This window comes from Kitasatospora sp. NPDC094016, from assembly GCF_040304045.1.
Lineage (GTDB): Bacteria > Actinomycetota > Actinomycetes > Streptomycetales > Streptomycetaceae > Kitasatospora.
Genome location: NZ_JBEOUK010000014.1, coordinates 144,544 through 164,639, shown reverse-complemented (window position 1 = coordinate 164,639; position 20,096 = coordinate 144,544). Strand labels below are relative to the sequence as shown.

General features: G+C 72.1%; 18 protein-coding genes and 1 riboswitch. Of the genes, 9 read left to right on the top strand and 9 right to left on the bottom strand.

The window, feature by feature from the left end:
* The first annotated feature begins 154 nt into the window (after window positions 1-154).
* The 5 genes from ABT015_RS16280 (at window position 155) to ABT015_RS16260 (ending at window position 7,314) form a co-directional block, all read left to right on the top strand.
* Window positions 155-1,969, top strand: a complete 1,815-nt coding sequence (locus ABT015_RS16280) for a glycoside hydrolase family 13 protein (protein WP_350879685.1) — start codon at window positions 155-157, stop codon at window positions 1,967-1,969.
* A 5-nt stretch (window positions 1,970-1,974) separates the two neighbouring features.
* Window positions 1,975-3,333, top strand: a complete 1,359-nt coding sequence (locus ABT015_RS16275; protein WP_350879684.1) for an alpha/beta hydrolase — start codon at window positions 1,975-1,977, stop codon at window positions 3,331-3,333.
* A 77-nt stretch (window positions 3,334-3,410) separates the two neighbouring features.
* Window positions 3,411-4,709: a sugar ABC transporter substrate-binding protein gene (locus tag ABT015_RS16270; protein WP_350879683.1), complete on the top strand. Its 1,299-nt coding sequence runs from the start codon at window positions 3,411-3,413 to the stop codon at window positions 4,707-4,709.
* Window positions 4,710-4,816: 107 nt separating this feature from the next.
* Window positions 4,817-6,433 carry an ABC transporter permease subunit gene (locus tag ABT015_RS16265; protein WP_350879682.1) on the top strand — a complete coding sequence of 539 codons (1,617 nt, stop codon included), beginning with the start codon at window positions 4,817-4,819 and terminating at the stop codon, window positions 6,431-6,433.
* On the top strand, window positions 6,430-7,314 hold the full coding sequence (locus ABT015_RS16260; RefSeq protein ID WP_350879681.1) for a sugar ABC transporter permease: 885 nt from the start codon (window positions 6,430-6,432) through the stop codon (window positions 7,312-7,314). The genes ABT015_RS16265 and ABT015_RS16260 overlap by 4 nt, the downstream gene beginning before the upstream one ends.
* Window positions 7,315-7,566: 252 nt before the next feature.
* Here the strand turns inward: ABT015_RS16260 and ABT015_RS16255 are convergent, their stop codons facing one another.
* The 9 genes from ABT015_RS16255 to ABT015_RS16215 all read right to left on the bottom strand — a co-directional run bounded on the left by ABT015_RS16255 (window position 7,567) and on the right by ABT015_RS16215 (window position 14,089).
* Window positions 7,567-7,986, bottom strand: coding sequence for a hypothetical protein (locus ABT015_RS16255; protein ID WP_350879680.1), 420 nt, complete (start codon window positions 7,984-7,986; stop codon window positions 7,567-7,569).
* 92 nt (window positions 7,987-8,078) lie between these two features.
* Window positions 8,079-8,315: a DUF397 domain-containing protein gene (locus ABT015_RS16250; RefSeq protein WP_350879679.1), complete on the bottom strand. Its 237-nt coding sequence runs from the start codon at window positions 8,313-8,315 to the stop codon at window positions 8,079-8,081.
* A gap of 89 nt (window positions 8,316-8,404) precedes the next feature.
* A complete protein-coding gene (locus ABT015_RS16245) occupies window positions 8,405-8,578 on the bottom strand; it encodes a hypothetical protein (protein WP_350879678.1) in 174 nt (57 codons plus the stop codon).
* 324 nt (window positions 8,579-8,902) lie between these two features.
* Window positions 8,903-9,418, bottom strand: coding sequence for a Scr1 family TA system antitoxin-like transcriptional regulator (locus tag ABT015_RS16240; protein ID WP_350879677.1), 516 nt, complete (start codon window positions 9,416-9,418; stop codon window positions 8,903-8,905).
* The gene (locus ABT015_RS16235; RefSeq protein ID WP_350879676.1) at window positions 9,360-9,887 is read right to left on the bottom strand and encodes a DUF6879 family protein; all 528 of its coding nucleotides are present in this window, start codon (window positions 9,885-9,887) and stop codon (window positions 9,360-9,362) included. Before ABT015_RS16235 ends, ABT015_RS16240 begins: the two co-directional genes overlap by 59 nt.
* Window positions 9,871-10,056 (bottom strand): hypothetical protein, encoded by a 186-nt coding sequence (locus ABT015_RS16230; RefSeq protein ID WP_402452860.1) that lies wholly within the window; start codon window positions 10,054-10,056, stop codon window positions 9,871-9,873. Before ABT015_RS16230 ends, ABT015_RS16235 begins: the two co-directional genes overlap by 17 nt.
* A gap of 138 nt (window positions 10,057-10,194) precedes the next feature.
* Window positions 10,195-10,506 (bottom strand): hypothetical protein, encoded by a 312-nt coding sequence (locus tag ABT015_RS16225; RefSeq protein ID WP_350879674.1) that lies wholly within the window; start codon window positions 10,504-10,506, stop codon window positions 10,195-10,197.
* A gap of 155 nt (window positions 10,507-10,661) precedes the next feature.
* Window positions 10,662-11,657: a ribonucleotide-diphosphate reductase subunit beta gene (locus tag ABT015_RS16220; RefSeq protein WP_079136257.1), complete on the bottom strand. Its 996-nt coding sequence runs from the start codon at window positions 11,655-11,657 to the stop codon at window positions 10,662-10,664.
* 20 nt (window positions 11,658-11,677) lie between these two features.
* Window positions 11,678-14,089, bottom strand: a complete 2,412-nt coding sequence (locus ABT015_RS16215) for a ribonucleoside-diphosphate reductase subunit alpha (RefSeq protein ID WP_350879716.1) — start codon at window positions 14,087-14,089, stop codon at window positions 11,678-11,680.
* 192 nt (window positions 14,090-14,281) lie between these two features.
* Window positions 14,282-14,406, bottom strand: a riboswitch (cobalamin riboswitch).
* Between the two features lie 438 nt (window positions 14,407-14,844).
* On the opposite strand from ABT015_RS16215, the gene ABT015_RS16210 reads away from it, so the two are divergent.
* The 4 genes from ABT015_RS16210 (at window position 14,845) to ABT015_RS16195 (ending at window position 20,088) form a co-directional block, all read left to right on the top strand.
* A complete protein-coding gene (locus ABT015_RS16210) occupies window positions 14,845-15,867 on the top strand; it encodes a hypothetical protein (RefSeq protein ID WP_350879673.1) in 1,023 nt (340 codons plus the stop codon).
* Window positions 15,868-16,007: 140 nt separating this feature from the next.
* Complete coding sequence (locus tag ABT015_RS16205) at window positions 16,008-17,462, top strand: glycoside hydrolase family 26 protein (RefSeq protein ID WP_350879672.1); 1,455 nt, start codon at window positions 16,008-16,010, stop codon at window positions 17,460-17,462.
* Window positions 17,463-17,644: 182 nt separating this feature from the next.
* Complete coding sequence (locus ABT015_RS16200; protein ID WP_350879671.1) at window positions 17,645-18,553, top strand: hypothetical protein; 909 nt, start codon at window positions 17,645-17,647, stop codon at window positions 18,551-18,553.
* Between the two features lie 83 nt (window positions 18,554-18,636).
* Window positions 18,637-20,088 (top strand): glycosyltransferase family 2 protein, encoded by a 1,452-nt coding sequence (locus ABT015_RS16195; RefSeq protein ID WP_350879670.1) that lies wholly within the window; start codon window positions 18,637-18,639, stop codon window positions 20,086-20,088.
* Window positions 20,089-20,096 lie beyond the last annotated feature (8 nt).

Sequence of the window (20,096 nt, the reverse complement as noted above, 5' to 3'; positions counted from 1 at the left end):
ATCTTACAAATCCCCGGACGTGGGCCGACGAGGCCGATGAAACAATCTTAGCAACGTATTGCGCAACGGTTTCATCGCCGTTACGGTTCCCTCGTCGGCCCCGGTAAGCGGAACGCCGCCCTCCATCAGCCTGTTCACCCGACCGAGGAGCTCCATGGACACGGCCCGCAGCCACCGCCTCGCCGCCCGCCACCAGCCGCACCACGACGGCTCCGCGCGGTACGTCGGCGACCTCGCCCCCCGGCTCGGGCAGCAGGTCGACCTGCTGGTCCGGATCCCGGCCGGACAGGAGGTGGAACGGGTCTTCCTGCGCTCCGTCCCCGACGGCGAACCGCACTTCGAGGCCGCCGTACCGGTGCCCGGGCGCGCCGACGCCGACGCGACCTGGTGGCGGGCCCGCCTGACGATGGTCAACCCGGAGATGAACTACCGGTTCTGGCTGCACACCCCCGACGGCGGGCGCTGGCTCACCGCCGCCGGCCTGCACGACCACGACCTGCCCGACGCCACCGACTTCCGCCTCACCACCCACCCGGCCCCGCCCGCCTGGACCGCCGACGCCGTGGTCTACCAGATCTTCCCGGACCGCTACGCCCGCGCCGGCGACGCACCCCTCGCCGCCTGGGCCCGCCCCGCCGACTGGGACACCCCGCTGCACACCGGCGACGCCGCCGCCCTCCAGCAGATGTACGGCGGCGACCTCTGGGGCGTGGCCCGCAGGATCGACCACATCCAGCGCCTCGGCGCCACCGTCATCTACCTCACCCCCTTCTTCGAGGGCCGCTCCAACCACCGCTACGACGCCGTCTCCTTCGACCGCGTCGACCCCGCGCTCGGCGGCGACGAGGCGCTCGTCGCGCTCACCGCCGAGGCCCACCGGCGCGGCATCAAGGTCATCGGCGACATCACGCTCAACCACTCCGGCAGCGATCACGACTGGTTCCGCACCGCGCAGCAGGACCCGCACAGCCCCGAGGCCGGCTTCTACTTCTTCGGCGAAGGCGGCCCGGACGACTACGCCACCTTCCTCGGCGTGCGCACCCTGCCGACCTTCGACCACCGCTCGCCCGAACTGCGCCGCCGCCTCTACGAGGGCCCCGACTCGGTGATCGCCAAGTACCTCAAGGCGCCGTTCCACCTGGACGGCTGGCGGGTCGACGTGGCGCAGATGGCCGGCCGGCGCGGCGAGGTGGAGCTCAACCAGCAGGTCGCCACCACCACCGCGGCCACCGTCCGGGCCGCCAACCCCGACGCCGTCCTGCTCGCCGAGCACCAGCACGACGCCTCGCTCACCCTCAAGGGCGACGGCTGGCAGGGCACCATGAGCTACGCGGGCTTCACCCGCCCGGTGTGGTCCTGGCTCGCCGAGCGGCACGACCAGAAGGACTTCTGGGCGGTGCCCGGGCCGATCCCCGACTACGGCGGCGCCCAGGTGCGGGCCGTGATGACGGCGTTCGGCGCCGCCCTGCCCTGGCGCAGCCGGGTGCACAACCTCACCCTGCTGGACTCGCACGACACCGCCAGGTTCCGCAGCTTCGCCGGCCCCGAGCGCCAACTGCTGGGCGCGGCCCTGCTGTTCACCCTGCCCGGCACCCCGATGGTGTTCTCCGGCGACGAGGTCGGCGTCGAGGGCGAGGGCCTGGAGGAGGGCCGCAAGCCGTTCCCCTGGGACGAGTCCGCCTGGGACCGGCACACCTACCGCACCTACCGCGAGCTGATCCGGCTGCGCCGCAGCCACAGCGCGCTCAGCGGTGGCGGGCTGCGCTGGCTGCTCGCCGAGCGCGACGTCCTGCTGTTCGAGCGCGAGGACGAGCGGGAGCGGATCCTGGTGCAGATCAGCCGGGCCGACCACCCGCCGGTGGCCGGCGAGTGGCACGCCACCCACCTGCTCGGCGGGCCCCAGCTCGTCCCCGGCCGCGACCTGCCCGCCGAGGGCCCGGCCGTGCACGTCTGGTCGGTGGCCCGATGAGCGCCGTGCGCACCACGGGGACCGCCGGGGCCGCCGTGCGCCGCGGCCGGATCGAGCGCATCCCCGGCTTCCGCTCCGAACCGCTCGGCAACGAGCGCGAGTTGCTCGTCCACCTGCCGCCCGGCTACGACGACGACCCGGACGCCGACTACCCGGTGCTCTACCTCCAGGACGGCCAGCAGGTCTTCGACCAGGGGCAGCGGCCCACCTGGGCGCTGGACCGGACGCTGGAGCAGCTGTACGCCGAGGGCCTGATCCCCGAGCTGATCGCGGTCGGCGTGCCCAACGCCGGCGTCGAGCGCGGCACCGAGTACTCGCACGTCGCCGAGTACTGGCGCACGCCCGGCACCCCGCTCAAGGGGCACCGCTACGAGGCGTTCCTCGCCGACGAGGTCAAGCCGTTCGTCGACGCCCGCTACCGGACCAGGACCGGGCCCGAGCACACCGCGGTGATGGGCTCCTCGATGGGCGGCCTGGTCGCCTACCACATGGCCTTCCGCCGCCCCGAGGTCTTCGGCCTGGCCGCCGTCCTCTCGCCGTTCCTCACCCACGTCGACCCGGCCGACCTCGGCGAGAAGGTCGTCCACGAGCGCTACCGGCGACGCGGCCCGCGCCGGCTCTGGCTGGACATCGGCGGCCGGGAGGGCCTGATCATGGCCAGGCCCGCCCGCGAGCTGGCCGTCCAGTTGCTCGACGAGGCCGGCTACACCTCCGGCGCCGACCTCCTCTACTACGAGGACCCGGCCGCGCCGCACCACGAGGACGCCTGGCGACCCCGCTCCCGGCACGCGCTGCTGCACCTGTTCGGCGCCCCCTCGCCGGTCGTCTCGCTCAGCGCCGCCGAGCGGCTGCGGCTCGCCCCCGACGAGACCTGGAGCGCCGTCAACCCGGTCGCCGTCCGGGCCGACGGCGTGCGGTACACCGCCCTGGAGGCCGGCTACCGGGTGGAGCGGCCCGAGGTCGCGGCCGTCTCGCCGCACGGGCTGCTGCGCCCGCTGGCCACCGGGCGCACCGCGCTGACCGTCCGGGCGCACGGCCTGGCCGCGCACTCCGAGATCGAGGTGGCGCCCGAACTGCCCGCGCGGCCCGTCCTGGAGGTGGTCGTCACCGTCCCGGACGGCACCCCGGGTGACGCGCCGGTGATGTTCGGCCCGCTGCCCTGCCGCCCCGACGGCCCCGGGCGCTTCCGCGGCCGGATCGCCGTCCCGCGCGGCACCGGCTTCGACGGCGGCATCTCGCGCGGCTGGGGCCTGGACGCCGTCGACGAGGACGGCCTGCGGGTGATGCACCCGCTGACGGTCGAGCGCGACACCCGTCTCGACCTCACCGTCGACCGCTGGCACCGGCCGGTGGACGGCATCTGACCCGCCGCCCCTCCTCGGGGCCCCGGCCCTTCCCGGGGCTCCGGCCCCTCCCCTCCCAGACGAAGGAGTCTCGGACGATGCGCCACCGCAGACACGCCGCTCTCGGCGTCCTCGCCCTGCTGGTCACGGCCTGCGGCGGCACCTCGCCCGCCGGCGCCCCGCCCGCCGCCGCCCCGTCCGGGAGCGGGGCGGCGGCGGGGGACTCGATGACCGCCCCGCCGATCGCCGGCCCGGAGGGTGACCTGGTGATCTGGGCGCAGACCCAGCAGGCCGCCGCCCTGCAGCCGCTCGCCGACCGGTTCGGCAAGGAGCACGGCGTCAAGGTCACCGTCGCCCCGCAGTCCGTCAACACCCAGCAGGCCTACGTCTCGGCCACCAACGCGGGCAAGGGGCCGGACCTGGTGGTCGGCGCCTCCGACTGGCTGGGCAACCTGGTGCAGAACGGCGTCGTCGCGCCCGTGCCGCTGACGCAGGCGCAGAAGGCCCGGTTCCAGCCCGCCGCGATGGAGGCCGTCAGCTACGACGGCCGGCCGTACGGGCTGCCGTACGCGACCGAGAACCTGGTGCTGTTCCGCAACACCGAGCTCGCGCCGGACGCCCCCGGCACCTTCGAGGACCTGGCCGCCACCGGGCAGGACGCCGTCAAGGCCGGGAAGAGCGACATCCCGCTCGCCCTGCCGATCGGCCAGCAGGGCAACGCGTACGCCCTGCAGCCGCTGTTCACCTCGGCCGGCGGCTACCTGTTCGGCGCCAAGGCGGACGGCGGCTACGACACCGCCGACCTCGGGGTCGGCGGCCCCGGCTCGATCGCGGCCGGCGAACTCTTCAAGCAGTACGGCGAGAAGGGTGCCGGGCTGTTCAACCGTTCGGTGGACACCAACGCCATCGCGCTGTTCACCGGGCGCAGGACGCCGTTCCTGGTGGCCGGACCGTGGGCGCTCGGCCAGCTCAAGCAGGCCGGGGTGCCCTACGCGATCTCGGCCGTGCCCGGGTGGGCGGGCAAGGGCCCGGCCCGCCCGTTCATCGGGGTGCAGAGCTTCTACCTCTCCGCCAAGGCCAGGAACCTGCCGCTGGCCCAGGAGTTCCTGCTGCGCGAGATCGGCGGCGAGGAGGGCCAGCTGGCGCTCTACCGGGCCTCGCCGGAGCCGCCCGCGCTGACCTCCGCACTCGCCGAGGCGTCCGCGAACGACCCGGACATCGGCTCCTTCGCGGCGGCCGGGGCGGGCGGCCAGCCGCTGCCGACGATCCCCGCGATGAACGCGATCTGGGGGCCGCTCGGCCAGGCCGAGGCCAGCATCGTGGCCGGTGCCGACCCGGCCGCGACCATGCGGCAGGCCGGCGACGCGATCCGCGCCGCCCTCGGCCCCGCGCACTGAACACCCGTCGGGCCCGCCCGCCGGGCCCTCGCGTGCCGACCCCCCCGCACGCGCCGACACCCGGACGGCCACCACCGCCGGGCGCCCTCCGGACCAGGGACCCACCCATGACCTCCCCCACCCTTCAGGACAGCAGGCGCCCGGCCGACCGGTCCGCCGGTGCCCCGGACCGCCCTCCCGCCCGCCCGCCCCGCCGGGCGGGCGCCGCCACCGCGCAGCTGGTGAAGATCGCCCTGCTGGCCGGCGTCGCCGCCCTCGCCCTCTACGCGGCGCCCAGGCTCTACGACGACGGGCAGTGGGCCGCGCTCGGCGTACTGGCCGCGGCCGTCGGCGCGACGTTCTGGATCTACCTGTCGCCGCGCCGGCTGCCCGCCAAGTACCTGCTGCCCGCCACCGCGCTCTTCCTGGCCTTCGTGGCCTACCCCGTGCTGTACATCGTCGCGGTCTCCTTCACCGACTACGGCGACGGCCACCTGCTCACCAAGGACCAGGCGGTGCGCAGCCTCGTCGAGCACTCCGTCGAGCCCGCTCCCGGCAGCCCCTCGTACGCGCTCACCATCGCCACCGGCCCGGACGGCGGCTCGCTGGTGCTGCTGCTCACCGACCCGGACACCGGGCAGGTCTCGGCCGGCACCGCGCGCGGCCTGGCCCCCGCCCCCGCCGGGACGGTGACCGGGCCGGACGGCCGGGTGAAGACCGCCCCCGGGCTGAAGCTGCTCACCTTCGGCCAGGTCAACGGCCGGTCCGGCGAGCTGACGGACCTCCGGGTGCCGGTGGACGGCGGGTTCATCGTCAGCCAGGGCCTCTCGATGGCCACCGCGGCACGGCCCACCCTGGTGTACGACCGGCAGGCCGACACCCTGACCGACACCCGAGACCACACCGTCTACCAGCCCCGCGGCGGCCGGTTCACCGCCGCCGACGACTCCGGGCGGACCCTGCCCACCGGCTGGCACCGCACCGTCGGCTTCGCCAACTTCACCGCCGTGCTCACCAGCCCCGCCATCCGCGGGCCCTTCCTCGGCGTCCTCGCCTGGACCTTCGGCTTCGCCCTGCTCTCCACCGGCGCGTCCTTCGCCCTCGGCCTCGGCCTCGCGCTCACCCTGCACCACCCGCGGCTGCGCGGGCAGCGGGTCTACCGCTCGCTGATGCTGCTGCCGTACGCGATGCCCGCGTTCATCGGCATCCTGATCTGGCAGAGCATGTACAACCGGGACTTCGGGCTGCTCAACCAACTGCTGCACGCCAGGGTCGACTGGCTGGGCGACGCCTGGAACGCCCGGTTCGCGGTGCTGCTCACCAGCCTCTGGCTCGGGTTCCCCAACATGCTGCTGATCTGTACGGGCGTGCTGCAGGCGATGCCCGCCGAACTCAACGAGGCCGCCCGGATCGACGGCGCCGGGCCGTGGACGGCGTTCCGGGCGGTCACCTTCCCGCTGCTGCTGGTCGCCGCCGCGCCGGTGCTGATCTCGTCCTTCGCCTTCAACTTCAACAACTTCAACGCGATCCAACTGCTCACCGGCGGTGGGCCGTTCGACGGCGCGGGTGGCACGGCCGGATCCACCGACATCCTGATCAGCTACACCTACCGGCTGGCCTTCGGCGGGCAGGGCGCGCAGTACGGCTTCGCCGCCGCGCTGTCCATCGTCATCTTCCTGCTGGTCGGCCTGATCACGCTGGTGGGCTTCCGCCGCACCCGCGCCCTGGAGGAGCTGAACGCATGACCGCCACCACTGCCCCCGTTGCCCGCGCTGTCGTCCGCTGGCTGCGCCGTTTCGGCTGGCGGCACCTGATCGCCGTGCTCGCCGTCTGCTTCGCGCTGTTCCCGCTGCTGTTCGTGCTGTCCGCGGCGCTGAACCCGCTCGGCACGCTCCAGTCGTCCACGCTGCTGCCCCGGCACGCCTCGCTCGCCAACTTCACCGCGCTGTTCACCAGCGGGCAGTACCCCTTCGCCCGGTGGCTGGGGAACACGGCGCTGGTCTGCGGCACCTTCGCGGTGCTGAACGTGCTGCTCGGGGTGCTGGCCGCGTACGCCTTCTCGCGGTTCCGCTTCCGGGGCCGGCGGATCGGGCTGATGGCGGTCTTCCTGGTGCAGATGTTCCCGCAGTTCCTCGCGGTGATCTCGCTCTACCTGATGTTCGCCAAGATCGGGGACGTCCTGCCGGCGATCGGCCTGGACACCCCGTGGGGCCTGGTGCTGGTCTACCTCGGCGGCGCGATGGGGGTGAACACCTGGCTGATGAAGGGCTACCTGGACACCATCCCGCGCGAGATCGACGAGGCCGCCAAGGTGGACGGCGCCGGGCACGCGCAGATCTTCTTCCGGCTGATCCTGCCGCTCGCCGCGCCGATGCTGGTGGTCATCTCGATCCTGTCGCTGACCGCCGCGCTCAACGACGTGATCCTGGCGAACATCTTCCTGACCTCGAACGACTCCAAGACCGTCGCGGTCGGCCTCTACGGGATCATCTCCGGCCAGCAGGACCAGAACTACGGGCTGTTCGCGGCCGGGGCGCTGGTGACCTCGCTGCCGGTGATCGTCGTCTACCAGTTCCTCCAGCGCTACCTGGCCCAGGGCCTGACCGCCGGGTCGGTCAAGGGCTGATCGGCCGGCCGCCGCCGCCCCGTACGGGAGTTCCGTGCGGGGCGTCGTCGCCGGACGGGGGTGGGGCCGCGGGTTTGTATCCGCCCGGGTATCAGGGGGGCGCGCGGCCTGACGTCGATGTGGGCGAGGAGGCCGATGCGTCCGGTATCTGCCGTATCGCGCCCTTGTCCGTCGCCGCCGCTGACTGCCACCGCCCGCCGGAAACCAACAGCGTCGAAACCCCGACGGGCCCCCGCAGACGGGGCGGCAGCGTCAGCCCGAGACCGGTGGTCGAGCGGTGTGCCGGGTCGGGCACGGGATGTCCGGCCTGGTCTTGTGGGGGCATGCGATCACGTAGTGGCCCGACCAGCGGCTGTCGGACACCCAGTGGGACCACACCACGTCTGCGGCACCCTCCAATTGCTCGACCGCGCGGAGTCGCCGCGCCTCGGTGGGAAGCCGAGGGTCGCCGCCCGGCGCGTGTTCCTCGTATCGTGCCGCAAGCCAGTCGGCCGCGTCGGCCGCCGTCTCCCAGGTGCCCCGGATCTGGGCGGCCGGGCGCAGCAGCCACCAGCCGGTCATCATCGGCGGCAGCTCCGAGAGCCTGAAGCCCGAGCCCTCGACCGGCCGCCGCTCCGACTCCTTCGCCAGCAGCCGGCCGTCACCGGTCCACTCGTAGCCGTGGAAGTGCAACTGTGCTTCTCCTCGGTGGCGTTGGTGCCCCGGCCGCCCGCACGGGACTGCGGGTGGCCGGGGCGGGCTGGGCGGGCTGGGCGGGCGGAGGGTCAGGCCGAGAGCCCGAACCGCGCCGGGTCGATCCCGGCGGCGCTTAGCTCCTCGGCGGTGAACAGCAGGGGCTCGCGGTCGGGACGCTTGCTGTCGCCCAGGGCGTAGACGCCGTGCTCGACCAGGCCGAGGGTCACGCACGACTCGCCGTCGTCGTCGCCGCCCTGGTTGCCGCCGCGCGCGCGGCTGAACTCGATCTGGGAGAGGTCGAGTTCGTACAGGTTGTGGTCAGTCATCGCCTGCACCTTCCGGTATCGCTTCGGGGCGCGGAACGGCCCCGCCCCGCCCAGGACTTGGGCGGAAGAATGAGGGGGAAGCCGCTCCGTCAGCGCCAGAGGCCGATGCGGGTGGTGAGCAGGTCGGCGGGCACCTGGCGCGGCGGCGCATCCGGCTCGAACAGCGGCCGGACGAGGGCGCTGCCGTCCTGTGCGCCCACGATTTCGGCCAGACTTCCGGTCGTCAGGTCCTTTCGGACCGGGTTGTTGTCGATCCGCTCCATGAGTTCCGCGTGCGTACGGCGACGCTTCGGAGGCCGACTCGTGTCGCTCGGTCGTGCGGAATTCGCAGCGGACATGGAAACGCTCCCACGGCTCTCGGATCGTTGTGGCGAGTCACCAAATTACGGGGGAGCTCCGGTGATTTCTGCACGCTTTCCTGTTCCTGAAAGAACTCCTCTGCGGTCCCTTCGGCCGGTGTGTGAATTCGCCTTCCGCGTCAGCTCATGCGCAGGAAGTCGGACCGGCCGACTTCCTGCGCATGAGGGTCTGGCCGGAGTGGGGTTTCTGATGGGGGCATTCGGCCACCGGCAGAGGCACTGGGACGCTCACCGATGGCGGGAAGCCCACTCCTTGAGCCTGGCCCGAGCGTCCCCGCCCCAGAGCGAGTACCCCTCAAAGGTCTGAAACGTGTCCAGATGGGTCCGGACGTCATGGGAGTCACGGAACACGAGCACGCCCGTGGCCACTTCAACGGTGGCCAGGGACGCGTCGTAGACGGTGAAGACGTTCATCGGAGCCTTCGGCATGTGGCCTGCCAGTGGGATGACTCCGAGCCGGACGTTCGGCAGACGGGAGAGCGAGGCCAAGTGGTCGAGCTGCGTCGCCATGGCCTGCGCTGGTACCCGCGGCCAAAGACAGGCCTGCTCCGTCAGGACGAAAGTGAAGCTCTTGGTGGCTTCGCGCAGTAGGGCCTGCCGTTCGAGCTTCTTGGCGATGGCTGCCGAGTGATCGCCGGGGATCAGAGCCAGACTGGCGTCGACGTACTCCGGCGTCGCGATCTGTTCACTTGCCGTGCTCGGCCCACCACTGGGTGAACGGGACGGAGTTCGCCATCGCGACATCGCGGTAGGACTTGAACTGGGCGATCCGGCTGCCGCTGAGGAATTCGGGTCGCAGGTACTTCCCGTTGCCGTCATAGATCATCTCGGCAACTGTCTCGTCATCAAAGAGCCAGAAGTCCGGTGCCTTGGGAACGGGATTTTCCCGGTCTGTGGTGTCGAGGATGAAGAATTCCTCACCAGCCGCCATGTTCCGGTGGTACCCCCAGGCGAGCTCGAACCGGAGATAGTCCGTGAGTGGGCGCGAGAGGACGTGTACGCGGTACATCCGCTTACCGGCCCGAGTGGCATCGGCCACGCTGTTGATCCAGTCGGCGGTCTTGAAGTCGTCCGGCTGCTCCTCGCCCGCGAGGAAGGCGTGATAGGCGCCCACTCCGCCGGACTGGCCGTAGTCGTCCAGCGTTTCCAGCCGGAATGCCTGTCGATTGAACTCCGAGAACCAGTCCCCGAGGGTCCTAGATGTAGTTGTCACGGATGGCCTTTCGGATGAGCTCGATGGGAATTTCGACCAGGGACTCGTGCGCCGGAATCTGAAGAGCATGCTCGGTTAGATGCTCGCCCTGGACGGCGAGGGTGCCTCGATCCGTCAGGTAGAGCGTCGGGCAATCGCCATCTTCACAGGAACCCAAAAGCCGTGTCAGCTCACGTTGCCTCCTCACTAGGTCTCCCTACGATGCTCCCGAGTCGGGCCGGGCGTAGGCAAGAGGTTCACGTTTCCGATACTGGAAATCAGCCCAAATTCGAACAGGCGAGCGCAGGGTTTTTCCCAAGTGGCCCGTTCAAGCTGCCGAGTACTCCCCGAAGGGGACGGCGTGCGCGAGGGCGATGTCTCGGTACCGCTGGATGGGGTGGGCGGTCCAGCTGGTCATCTCGCCGATGTAGCGGGTGACGCTCCAGCGGCCGCCGCGGGCGAGGCAGTAGGCGATGCCCTCGCCGCCGCCGGGCCCGATGCAGAGGCGGATGAAGTCCCGGTGGGCCGCGTGGATCGGGAGTTCGCGGACGCGCTCCCAGAGGACGGGCAACGCGTGGTCGAGGCTCGGGAAGACGGCGGGCAGCATGATGCCGGTGATCCGGGCCCGGATGGCGATCACGCGGCGGTCGCCTCGGGGGAGATGTGACACCAGACGAACTTGCCGATACCGCCGGCGCGCGGGCAGCAGCCCCACTGTGCGGCCAACTCCTCCAAAACAGAGGTGCCCCGCGCGGCCACGGGCCGTGCGGGGCACCTCTGTCAAAAGCCGGTGGCTTAGAAGTCGTCGTCGAAGGCGACGGAGCCCTCGACGGCGACCTGGTACGCCGACACGCGGCGCTCGAAGAAGTTGGTCAGCTCCTGGACGTTCTGGAGCTCCATGAAGCCGAACGGGTTGGTGGACCCGTAGCGGATCGGCAGGCCGAGGCGGGCGAGGCGCTGGTCGGCCACGGCCTCCAGGTACTGGCGCATGGAGTCGGTGTTCATGCCGGCGAGGCCGTCGCCGCACAGGTCCTGGGCGAACTGGAGCTCGGCCTCGACGGCCTCTTCCAGCATCTCGGTGACCTGCTTGGCCATCTCGTCGTCGAAGAGGTCGGGCTCCTCCTCGCGAACCGTGTCGACGACCGACATCGCGAAGTCCATGTGCATGGACTCGTCGCGGAACACCCAGTTGGTGCCGGTGGCCAGGCCGTGCAGCAGGCCGCGCGAGCGGAACCAGTACACGTACGCGAACGCGCCGTAGAAGAAGAGGCCCTCGACGCACGCCGCGAAGCAGATCAGGTTCAGGAGGAACGCGCGGCGGTCCTCCTTGGTCTGCAGCGAGTCGATGTGGTCGACGGCGTTCATGTACTTGAAGCAGAACTGCGCCTTCTGGCGGATGGAGGGGATGTTCTCCACCGCGGCGAAGGCCGCGTTGCGGTCCTCGGGGTCCGGCAGGTAGGTGTCGAGCAGCGTCAGGTAGAACTGGACGTGCACGGCCTCCTCGAACAGCTGGCGCGACAGGTACAGCCGCGCCTCCGGGGAGTTGATGTGCTTGTAGAGGCTCAGCACCACGTTGTTGGAGACGATCGAGTCCCCGGTGGCGAAGAAGGCGACCAGGCGGCCGATGAGGTGGCGCTCGCCCTCGCTGAGCTTGGCCAGGTCGGCGACGTCGGAGTGCAGGTCCACCTCCTCGACGGTCCAGGTGTTCTTGATCGCGTCCCGGTACCGGTCGTAGAACGACGGGTAGCGCATCGGGCGCAGGGTCAGCTCGAAGCCGGGGTCGAGCAGCATCTTCTCGCGGTCGGGGGTGCTCACTGGCAGGCCTCGCAGGACTCGGGGTTCTCCAGGGAGCAGGCCAGTGCGGCCTCCTCCTCCGGGGTGAGGGTCGGGGTGTTCACCGGCACGGGCGCGGGCGCGGCGGCGCGGGCGGTGCCGGAGGCGGCCTGGGCGATCCGGGTCGCCGGGCGCGAGCGCAGGTAGTAGGTGGTCTTGAGACCGACCTTCCACGCGTAGGAGTACATCGAGCTGAGCTTGCCGATGGTCGGCGCCGCCATGAACAGGTTCAGCGACTGGCTCTGGTCGAGGTACGGCATGCGGGCCGCGGCCAGGTCGATCAGCGCGCGCTGGGGCAGCTCCCAGGCGGTGCGGTAGAGCGAGCGGACCTCGGCGGGCAGCCAGCCCAGCTCCTGGACGGAGCCGTTGGCCTCGCGCAGGGCGTCGCGGGTCTGCTGGTCCCAGACGCCGAGCTCCTTGAGCTCGCGCACCAGGTACGGGTTGACCTGGAGGAACTCGCCGGACAGCGTCTCGCGCTTGAACAGGTTGGAGACCTGCGGCTCGATGCACTCGTAGACGCCGGCGATGGACGCGATGGTCGCGGTCGGCGCGATGGCCAGCAGCAGCGAGTTGCGCAGGCCGGTCTCGGCGATGCGGGCGCGCAGCGCGGTCCAGCGGTCGGCCCACTGCGGGGCGGCCGTCGGGAAGTGGTCGATGTGCAGCTCGCCGCGGGCGGCGCGGGTCTCGCCGTAGGCCTCGTGGCGGCCCAGCTGCTCGGCCAGGTCGGCGGAGCGCTCGTACGCGGTGAGCATGATGCGCTCGGCGATGAGGGTGGACAGCCGCGCGGCCTCGGCGGAGTCGAAGTCGATCCGCAGCTTGAAGAAGACGTCCTGGAGGCCCATCACGCCGAGGCCGACCGGGCGCCAGCGGGAGTTGGAGGTGCCGGCCTCGGTGGTCGGGTAGAAGTTGATGTCCACCACGCGGTCGAGGAACGTCACGGCGGTGCGGACGGTGGCGTCGAGGCGCTCCCAGTCCATGGCGCCGAGCAGGTCGTCGACGGAGGCCCCGGGGGCGACGTGGGCGCCGAGGTTGACCGAGCCGAGGTTGCAGACGGCGGTCTCGGAGTCGTCCGTGACCTCCAGGATCTCGGTGCACAGGTTCGAGGAGTGCACCGTGCGGCCGGGCAGCGCGGTCTGGTTGGCGGCGCGGTTGGAGGCGTCCTTGAAGGTCATCCAGCCGTTGCCGGTCTGCGCGAGGGTGCGCATCATCCGGGCGTACAGGGTCTGCGCGGGGATGGTGCGCACGGCCTTGCCGGCCAGCTCGGCCTTGCGGTAGGCCTCGTCGAAGTCGGAGCCCCACAGGTCGACGAGCTCGGGAACGTCGGCGGGGGAGAACAGCGACCAGTCCTCGTTGGCGTTGACCCGGCGCATGAACTCGTCCGGGATCCAGTGCGCCAGGTTGAGGTTGTGGGTGCGCCGCGCCTCTTCGCCGGTGTTGTCGCGGAGCTCCAGGAACTCCTCGATGTCGGCGTGCCAGGTCTCCAGGTAGACGCAGGCCGCGCCCTTGCGGCGGCCGCCCTGGTTGACGGCGGCGACCGAGGAGTCGAGGGTGCGCAGGAACGGGACGATGCCGTTGGACTTGCCGTTGGTGCCGCGGATCAGGCTGCCGCGCGAGCGGATGCGCGAGTAGGACAGGCCGATGCCGCCGGCGTGCTTGGACAGCCGGGCGATCTGCGCGTAGCGGTTGTAGATCGAGTCCAGGTTGTCCAGCGGGGAGTCGAGCAGGTAGCAGCTCGACATCTGCGGGTGCCGGGTGCCGGAGTTGAACAGGGTCGGCGAGGAGGTCAGGTACTCCAGCCGGCTCATCAGGCCGTACAGCTCGGCGACCTCGCGCACGGACTGCTCGCTGTCGCCGACCGCCAGGCCGCAGGCGACGCGGAGCAGGAAGTGCTGCGGGGTCTCGATGACCTTGCGGGTGATCGGGTGGCGCAGCAGGTAGCGGGACTGCACGGTGCGCAGGCCGAAGTACTCGAAGCGGTCGTCGCCGTGCGCGTCGATCAGCGCGTCCAGGGCGGCGGCGTGCTTGGCGACGAAGGCGGCGGTGGTGTCGCCGATCAGGCCCTCGTCGTGGCCGACGGCGATCGAGGCGGCGAAGGAGCGCGAGCCCTGGCTGTTCGCCTCGTCGACGATCTCCAGGGCGAGCAGCCGGGCGGCCAGCTTCGAGTACTGGGGGTCCTCGGCGATCATCGACGCGGCGGCGTCCACGGCCAGCCCGCGCAGCTCGGCGAAGTCCGAGCCGGCGTGGCGGCCGCGCAGCGCGGCGGCGGCGACATGGCCGGGGTCCACCTGGGGGAGATCGACGCTGCGGTCGGTGAGCAGCCGAAGGAGCGCGCCACCGGGGTCGGAGACCGTCGGGTCGGTGGGGGCGGGGCCGGTGCCCTGGGCGGGCAGGGTGGCTGAGGCAGCGGTGGTCAAGGCGCTCTCTCCTGGCGGCGATCGGCGGTGGTGCTCGGGGGGTACCGGGCCGTTCGGGGCAGGGGAGCACGGCACGTACGCAGGAAGCGTCGCGCGACAGTGGCGTCCCCGGCCCGCCCGCGAGGCCCGGAAGGTGGTTCTCGTGCTGGCGCGGCCTCTGCGGGAGGGCCGGTGCGCACACCGTCGGCAGGTACTCGGACTCGCGGGGCGACTGCTGGAGCCGCCCGCTCACCGCTGCGGGGCAGTCCCGGATTCGCACCGGGTTCCCCTGCGTCGACAGCAAGATTGAGCATACATCTAGTGGTGTCTCTCTGATGCGACCCCACATGTAGTGCGGCACGGTGTGTCGGAGCGATAACCGGGGGTGCCGGGAGGGGGCGGCTCGTGGCCTTGGGGCGCCTCGGGTCCGGGCTTCCGGGGCCCTGATTCCGGGCCCCGGCGCCCTGGTTTCGATACGGAACGGTCACCGGGCGGACCGGTCGCCGGGGGCATGCCCTACGATCTGGGCGCATGAGCGAGCGAAGCGCCGAGGGGCGCGTTTCGCGAAGCGATCATCGAGCGAAGCGAGGGGGCGCGTGAGCGACGGAACAGGCGCACCCGGGCAGGGTCCGCAGGGAACGCCTCCCACCGGGCCGGGGGGCGGGCACGGTCAGCCGCCGCCGGTGGTGCCCGGTCCGGTGTTGCCGCCGAGCGGGGGCTTCGGGCCGCCGCCGGCCTCGTACGGGCCCCCGGTGTCGCCCGCGCAGCCGGTGGCCCAGCCGGTGGCGCAGCCGGGACCGCCGGGGCAGCAGGTGCCGCCGCAGTGGCAGCCGAACCCCCAGCCGTATCCCCAGGCACATCCCCAGCCGCACCCCCAGACGCAGCCGTACCCGCAGCCCCAGCCGTACCCGCAGCCCCAGGCGCCGCAGCGCGCCGAGCCGAACTGGGAGGCACTGGCGGACCGCAACGCGGCGGACGGCAAGCGCCGCCGCCGGCTGCGGGCCCTCGGCGTGGCGGTCGGGGTCGTCCTGGTCGGCGGCCTGATCGCGGGCGGGGCGGTGCTGCTGACGAAGGACGGCGGCGACAAGCCGGTCGCCGGGCCGGTCGCCTCGGCCTCCGACCGGCCGTCCTCCGCCGCATCGGGTGCCGCCCAGAGTGCCGCGCCGGGTGCCGCCGCAACCCCGGGTGGGAACCCGTCCGGCACCCCGGGCGGCGCGCCGGACGACCCGTCTAAGCCGATCTGGGAGGCTGCCACCGACCCGGCGCCGCAGGACGCGGGGGCACTGTTCTCCGCGCTCCAGGTGACGGTCAACGGCGCCACCTGGAACCGGACCTTCGTCTCGCTGGACTCGCCCTGCTGGGACGGGAACTCGACGACCGGCGGGCTCGGCAAGGTCCTCGGTGACCAGGGCTGCCAGAAGGTGCTCCGGGCGACCTACGTCTCCGGTGACAGCGCGGTGACCGTCGGCGTCGCGGTCTTCGACCACAAGATCCAGGCCGAGACCTCGATGAAGAGCTACACCGGCCACCTCAAGGGCGCCGTCGCGCCGGGCGCGCCGGCCTTCTGCGCCACTCCGGGCTGCACCAACACGCACAACACCCTGGGCCGGTACGCCTACTTCACGGTCGAGGGCTCGGCGAAGGGCGGCGACACCGCCGACGCCACCGCCACCGCGGCGGCCGCCGGCTTCGGCGAGCACGTGAAGGGCCAGCTGCTCCAGCGCGCCAAGGCCGCGGCCGCGCCGGGTGCGCCGGAGGCCGCCGCGGCCGGCTGATCCGCCGTGAGACCCCGGCCCCGGCGGGTTCGCTCGCCGGGGCCGGGGGAGTGTGGCAGGCTCTCGGGGCAGTCATTCGCACGAGTGTTCCGGTTGTGTCCGCCTGGGCCGGTGCCGGCGACCAACCGGAGGAGCGGTCCGTGGCCCTGCCCAGAGCCCTGCGCGGCAAGCCCGCCGCCCTGGCCGCGGCCGGGGTCGTGGTCGCCGCGGGCGCCGTGGCGCTGTTGCAGCGCGACGGCCGGGCCGACGGCGAACAGCCCGCCCGCGCCCCGGTGACGGTCGGCCTCCCCGGCCGCACCCTGCCGCCGGAGGTCGGCCGTGACCTGCTCGCCCGGGACCCGCAGGCCTCGCCGAACGCCCGGGCCGTCCAGCAGCTGCTCGCCGACCTGGAGGGCCAGGCCCGCACCGGGCAGAGCGGCGGGACGGTGATCGGCCAGCACGTCGAGGCGCACAACGAGCGCAACAACCCCGAGTACGGGGACTACCGCGGCACCAAGCAGGTCGGCTACTACTACAAGAAGGCCGCCGACCTCACCGGCAAGCTGCCCGGCTTCGTCGAGACCGACCTCGGCCCCGGCTACGGCCAGACCGGCTGGGGCGTCGGCGACCCGCGCTCCTACTCGGCCGGCCGGTGGCCCACCTGCCGGGCCGGCTGGCAGTACACCGACGACGCCGTCGACCTGCTCTCCGCCGTCTGGGCCGGCCACCCGCGCGCCGACGACGGCAGCTACGGCACGGCCGGCGTCCAGCACAACTGCGACGGCACCACCACCGAACTGCCCGACAACGGCGGGGGACCGGCCGGGATCGTCGGCATGTCCTTCCACCAGCCCTACCCCGGTTCGGACGTCAAGTCCTTCGAGCAGGTGCTCTGTTCGAACTCCCCGGCCGCCAAGGACAAGAGCTGGTTCGGCCGGGTCGTCGACAGCGCGCACGACACCCCCGAGTACCGCGCGCTGATGACCGACCTGTCCTACCTGGCCGACCACCTGGAGTACCTGGCCGCCCACGACGTGCCGGTGCTACTGCGCCCGTACCACGAGATGAACGTGCAGGACTGCTCCCGCAGGTTCTGGTGGTCGGGCCAGAAGCCGGCCGACTACCAGGCGCTGTGGCGGATCACCTACCGCTACCTGGTGGAGACCAGGGGCCTGCACAACCTGCTGTTCGTCTGGACGCCGGTGTCCTGGGACGGAGCCCCCGGCGCGGATCCGTGGGACTACTACCCGGGCTCGCAGTACGTCGACGTGGTCGGGGTGGACGACTACAGCGGCAGCCCCGCGCACCCGATCGGCACCGGCGAGGTGTGGACCAAGCGGTACTACGACGGGCTCGCCGCCTACGGCAAGCCGCGGATCCTGGCCGAGTCCTTCGCCGTCCCGGTCAACTCCCGCCAGCCGGACACGCTGCGGCGCACGCCCTGGACGATCTGGACGGTCTGGGGGCAGTCGCTCACCTCGGACAACCTGACGCCGGACCAGCCGCGCAACTCCGGCGCCGACGTCAACGCCACCTACCACAGCCCGCTGGCGCTCACCGGTGGCGCCGGACCGTTCGGCGCGAACGTCGACTGGGGCGGCCTGCACGTTCGTTGAGCCGGTCCGCACGTCCGCCGAGCCGCCCCCGCACGTCCGTCGAGCCGGTCGCCGTGAGGTGCGCTATACCGCCGAATTCCGTTGAACGGCCGGAATACCGTGTCCGTTGTGCCGTGTGGCATCCTGTGGCGGCGAAGCCGAGGGCTGAGGCCGGGACGGGCCCGGCGGGGCGGGGGTGCGGGATGGGACAGGCGCGTGCGATGCGCGCGGCCGGCGGCATCGCCGTCGGCTGGGGCGTGCTGCTGCTCGCTTGGGCGGCGTACAACTGCTTCGGCCAGGTCGGGTTCGCGACCTACGTCAAAGGCATCTTCTACTACGGCGGCACCTCGGTGGACGCCGAGACCGGCAGCCTCAACTACGGCCTGATCTACCTGCTTTCGGGAATCCTGCTGCTGCGCGGGCGCACCTGGGCGCTCGGGGTGGCGGCCGGCGTCGCACTGGTCGAGGGGTACAACCGGGTGCGCAGCCTGACCGGCGCGCTCCTGGACAAGCCGCAGCGGGAGTGGTTCACCAGCACCACCGAGGGCGGGCTCAAGCTCGCGACCTTCGCGCTCGGCGTGGTCGTCACCGCGGCGCTGATCCTGCTGCTGGTCCGGCTGAAGTGGCGGGAGCAGGGGGCGCCGGAAGCCGCCGCGGCGTCGGGCGGCCAGGTGCACTGGTCGCTGCTGCAGACGATCCCCGCCGAGCCGGCCCCGGGCCCGCAGCCGTACCAGCAGCAGCAGTTCCAGCCCCAGCCCCAGCCCCAGCCCGCCTGGCCCCAGCAGCCGCAGGCCGCCTGGCCGGCGCAGCCGCCGTTCCAGCAGCCGCCGCAGCCCGGGTGGCCGCAGCAGCCCCCGGCCCCGCAGCAGCCGCAGTCGCAGCCCGCTGCCTGGCCGCAGCCGGCCCAGCCGTCGCAGCCGGTGCCGTACGCGCAGCAGCCCGTCCAGCCGGCCCCGCACCCGTCGCCGCTCGCGCAGCAGCCGTGGCCCGCCGCACCGGCGGTGACGCCCGGTCCGGTGACGCCCGGTCCGGTCGCCCCCGGCCCGGTCGTGTCCCCGGCCGACCGCCCGCCGACGGACCACCCGCCGACGGACCGCCCGCCGCAGACCTGAACCTCCGAAGCCCTGGACCGCCTACGAACGATCCGGCTCCCGCACGGGATCGGCCCGACACCAGACGAGGAGCGACTTTCGCCATGCCATCGACAGCCCCCGCACGGACGGTGCTCACCACGTCCCGCGAGGCCGCCCGGCTCGCCGAGCGACAGATGTCGTGGAAGCCCCGGGTCCTCCCGTTCTACTTCTCCTTCACGGTCATCTTCGCCTTCTCGGTCTGGGCCTACGTGCCCAACCCCACCCCGCTCGGCTGGACGATCACCATCCTGTGGGGGATGCCGGTGTTCGGCGTCCTGATCGGCTTCCAGGGCGTGCTGATGGTCCGCCGCCGGCTGCGCCAGGTGAGCCGGATGACGCCGGCCGTGCCGGTCGAGGACGACTTCCTGATCGTGCTGGTGCCGACCATCGGCCGCCACGACACCTATCCGGCGCTGGAGCGCTCGGTGCTCTCGTACGTCGAGCACCTGCCGGCCTACTTCCCGTGGATGCGGGTGGACGTCCTCACCGAGGAGGGCTGCGCGGCCGCCGAGAAGATCGACGATCTGGCCGCCCGCAACCCGCTGATCCGGGTGGTGACCGTGCCGAAGGCCTACGAGACGGCCAACGGCACCAAGTTCAAGGCCCGCGCCAACCACTACTCGCACGAGCTGCGGATCGAGGAGGGCGAGGCCGAGGACGACGTCTGGGTGCTGCACATGGACGACGACACCGGCGTCGGCCCGGACACCGCCGCCGCCGTCGCGCAGTTCGTCAACCGGCAGCGCCGGGCCGGGGACGACGCCAAGCACATGGCGCAGGGCATCCTGACGTACCCGCGGGAGAACGCCGTCTCCACCTTCACGTGGCTCGCCGACGCGATCCGCCCGGCCGACGACATCGCCCGCTTCCGCGCGATGACCGGCACCGGCACCCCGATCGCCGGCGTGCACGGCGAACTGCTCCTGATGCGCTCCTCGGTGGAGGCGACCATCGGCTGGGACTTCGGCCCCAAGACCATCGTCGAGGACGCCCAGATGGCGCTGAACTTCTGCCAGCGCTACCCGGGCCGCAGCGACTGGTTCAACGGGCGCTGCTACGGTGCCTCGCCGGCCGGGATCAAGGACTTCCTCAAGCAGCGCGAGCGCTGGGCCTGGGGCCTGGTCGCGCTCTGCTTCAACCGGACGATCCCGCTGCGGTACCGGCTGTTCATCGGGATGGGCATGGTCAGCTGGGTGCTCGGCCCGCTCCAGCACGTCGGCCTGGTGCTGCTGGTCGCCTGGTTCACCGGCACCTGGAACACCTCCCCGGTCACCCAGTCCGTGGTGCTGGTCTGGTCGATCAACTTCGCCTACGTCATCTGGACGTACTGGGAGGGCCTGCGCCTGAACGTGGTCGCCTCGGCGAACCACCGGCGCAAGTGGTGGGAGCCGATCGTCGTGGTGGCGGCCATCCCGCTGTTCTCGTTCCTGGAGGGCTGGGGCGGCCTGCGCGGGCTGATCAAGTTCCTCAAGGGCGAGGAGAACAAGTTCGTCGTCATCGCCAAGCCGGCCTGATCGGAGGT

Coding starts and splice junctions, on each gene's coding strand:
- ABT015_RS16280 (WP_350879685.1), top strand. CDS start 155: ATGGACACGGCCCGCAGCCACCGCCTCGCCGCCCGCCACCAGCCGCAC.
- ABT015_RS16270 (WP_350879683.1), top strand. CDS start 3,411: ATGCGCCACCGCAGACACGCCGCTCTCGGCGTCCTCGCCCTGCTGGTC.
- ABT015_RS16265 (WP_350879682.1), top strand. CDS start 4,817: ATGACCTCCCCCACCCTTCAGGACAGCAGGCGCCCGGCCGACCGGTCC.
- ABT015_RS16260 (WP_350879681.1), top strand. CDS start 6,430: ATGACCGCCACCACTGCCCCCGTTGCCCGCGCTGTCGTCCGCTGGCTG.
- ABT015_RS16250 (WP_350879679.1), bottom strand. CDS start 8,315: ATGACTGACCACAACCTGTACGAACTCGACCTCTCCCAGATCGAGTTC.
- ABT015_RS16245 (WP_350879678.1), bottom strand. CDS start 8,578: ATGGAGCGGATCGACAACAACCCGGTCCGAAAGGACCTGACGACCGGA.
- ABT015_RS16240 (WP_350879677.1), bottom strand. CDS start 9,418: ATGTCGCGATGGCGAACTCCGTCCCGTTCACCCAGTGGTGGGCCGAGC.
- ABT015_RS16220 (WP_079136257.1), bottom strand. CDS start 11,657: ATGCTGCTCGACCCCGGCTTCGAGCTGACCCTGCGCCCGATGCGCTAC.
- ABT015_RS16200 (WP_350879671.1), top strand. CDS start 17,645: ATGGGACAGGCGCGTGCGATGCGCGCGGCCGGCGGCATCGCCGTCGGC.
- ABT015_RS16195 (WP_350879670.1), top strand. CDS start 18,637: ATGCCATCGACAGCCCCCGCACGGACGGTGCTCACCACGTCCCGCGAG.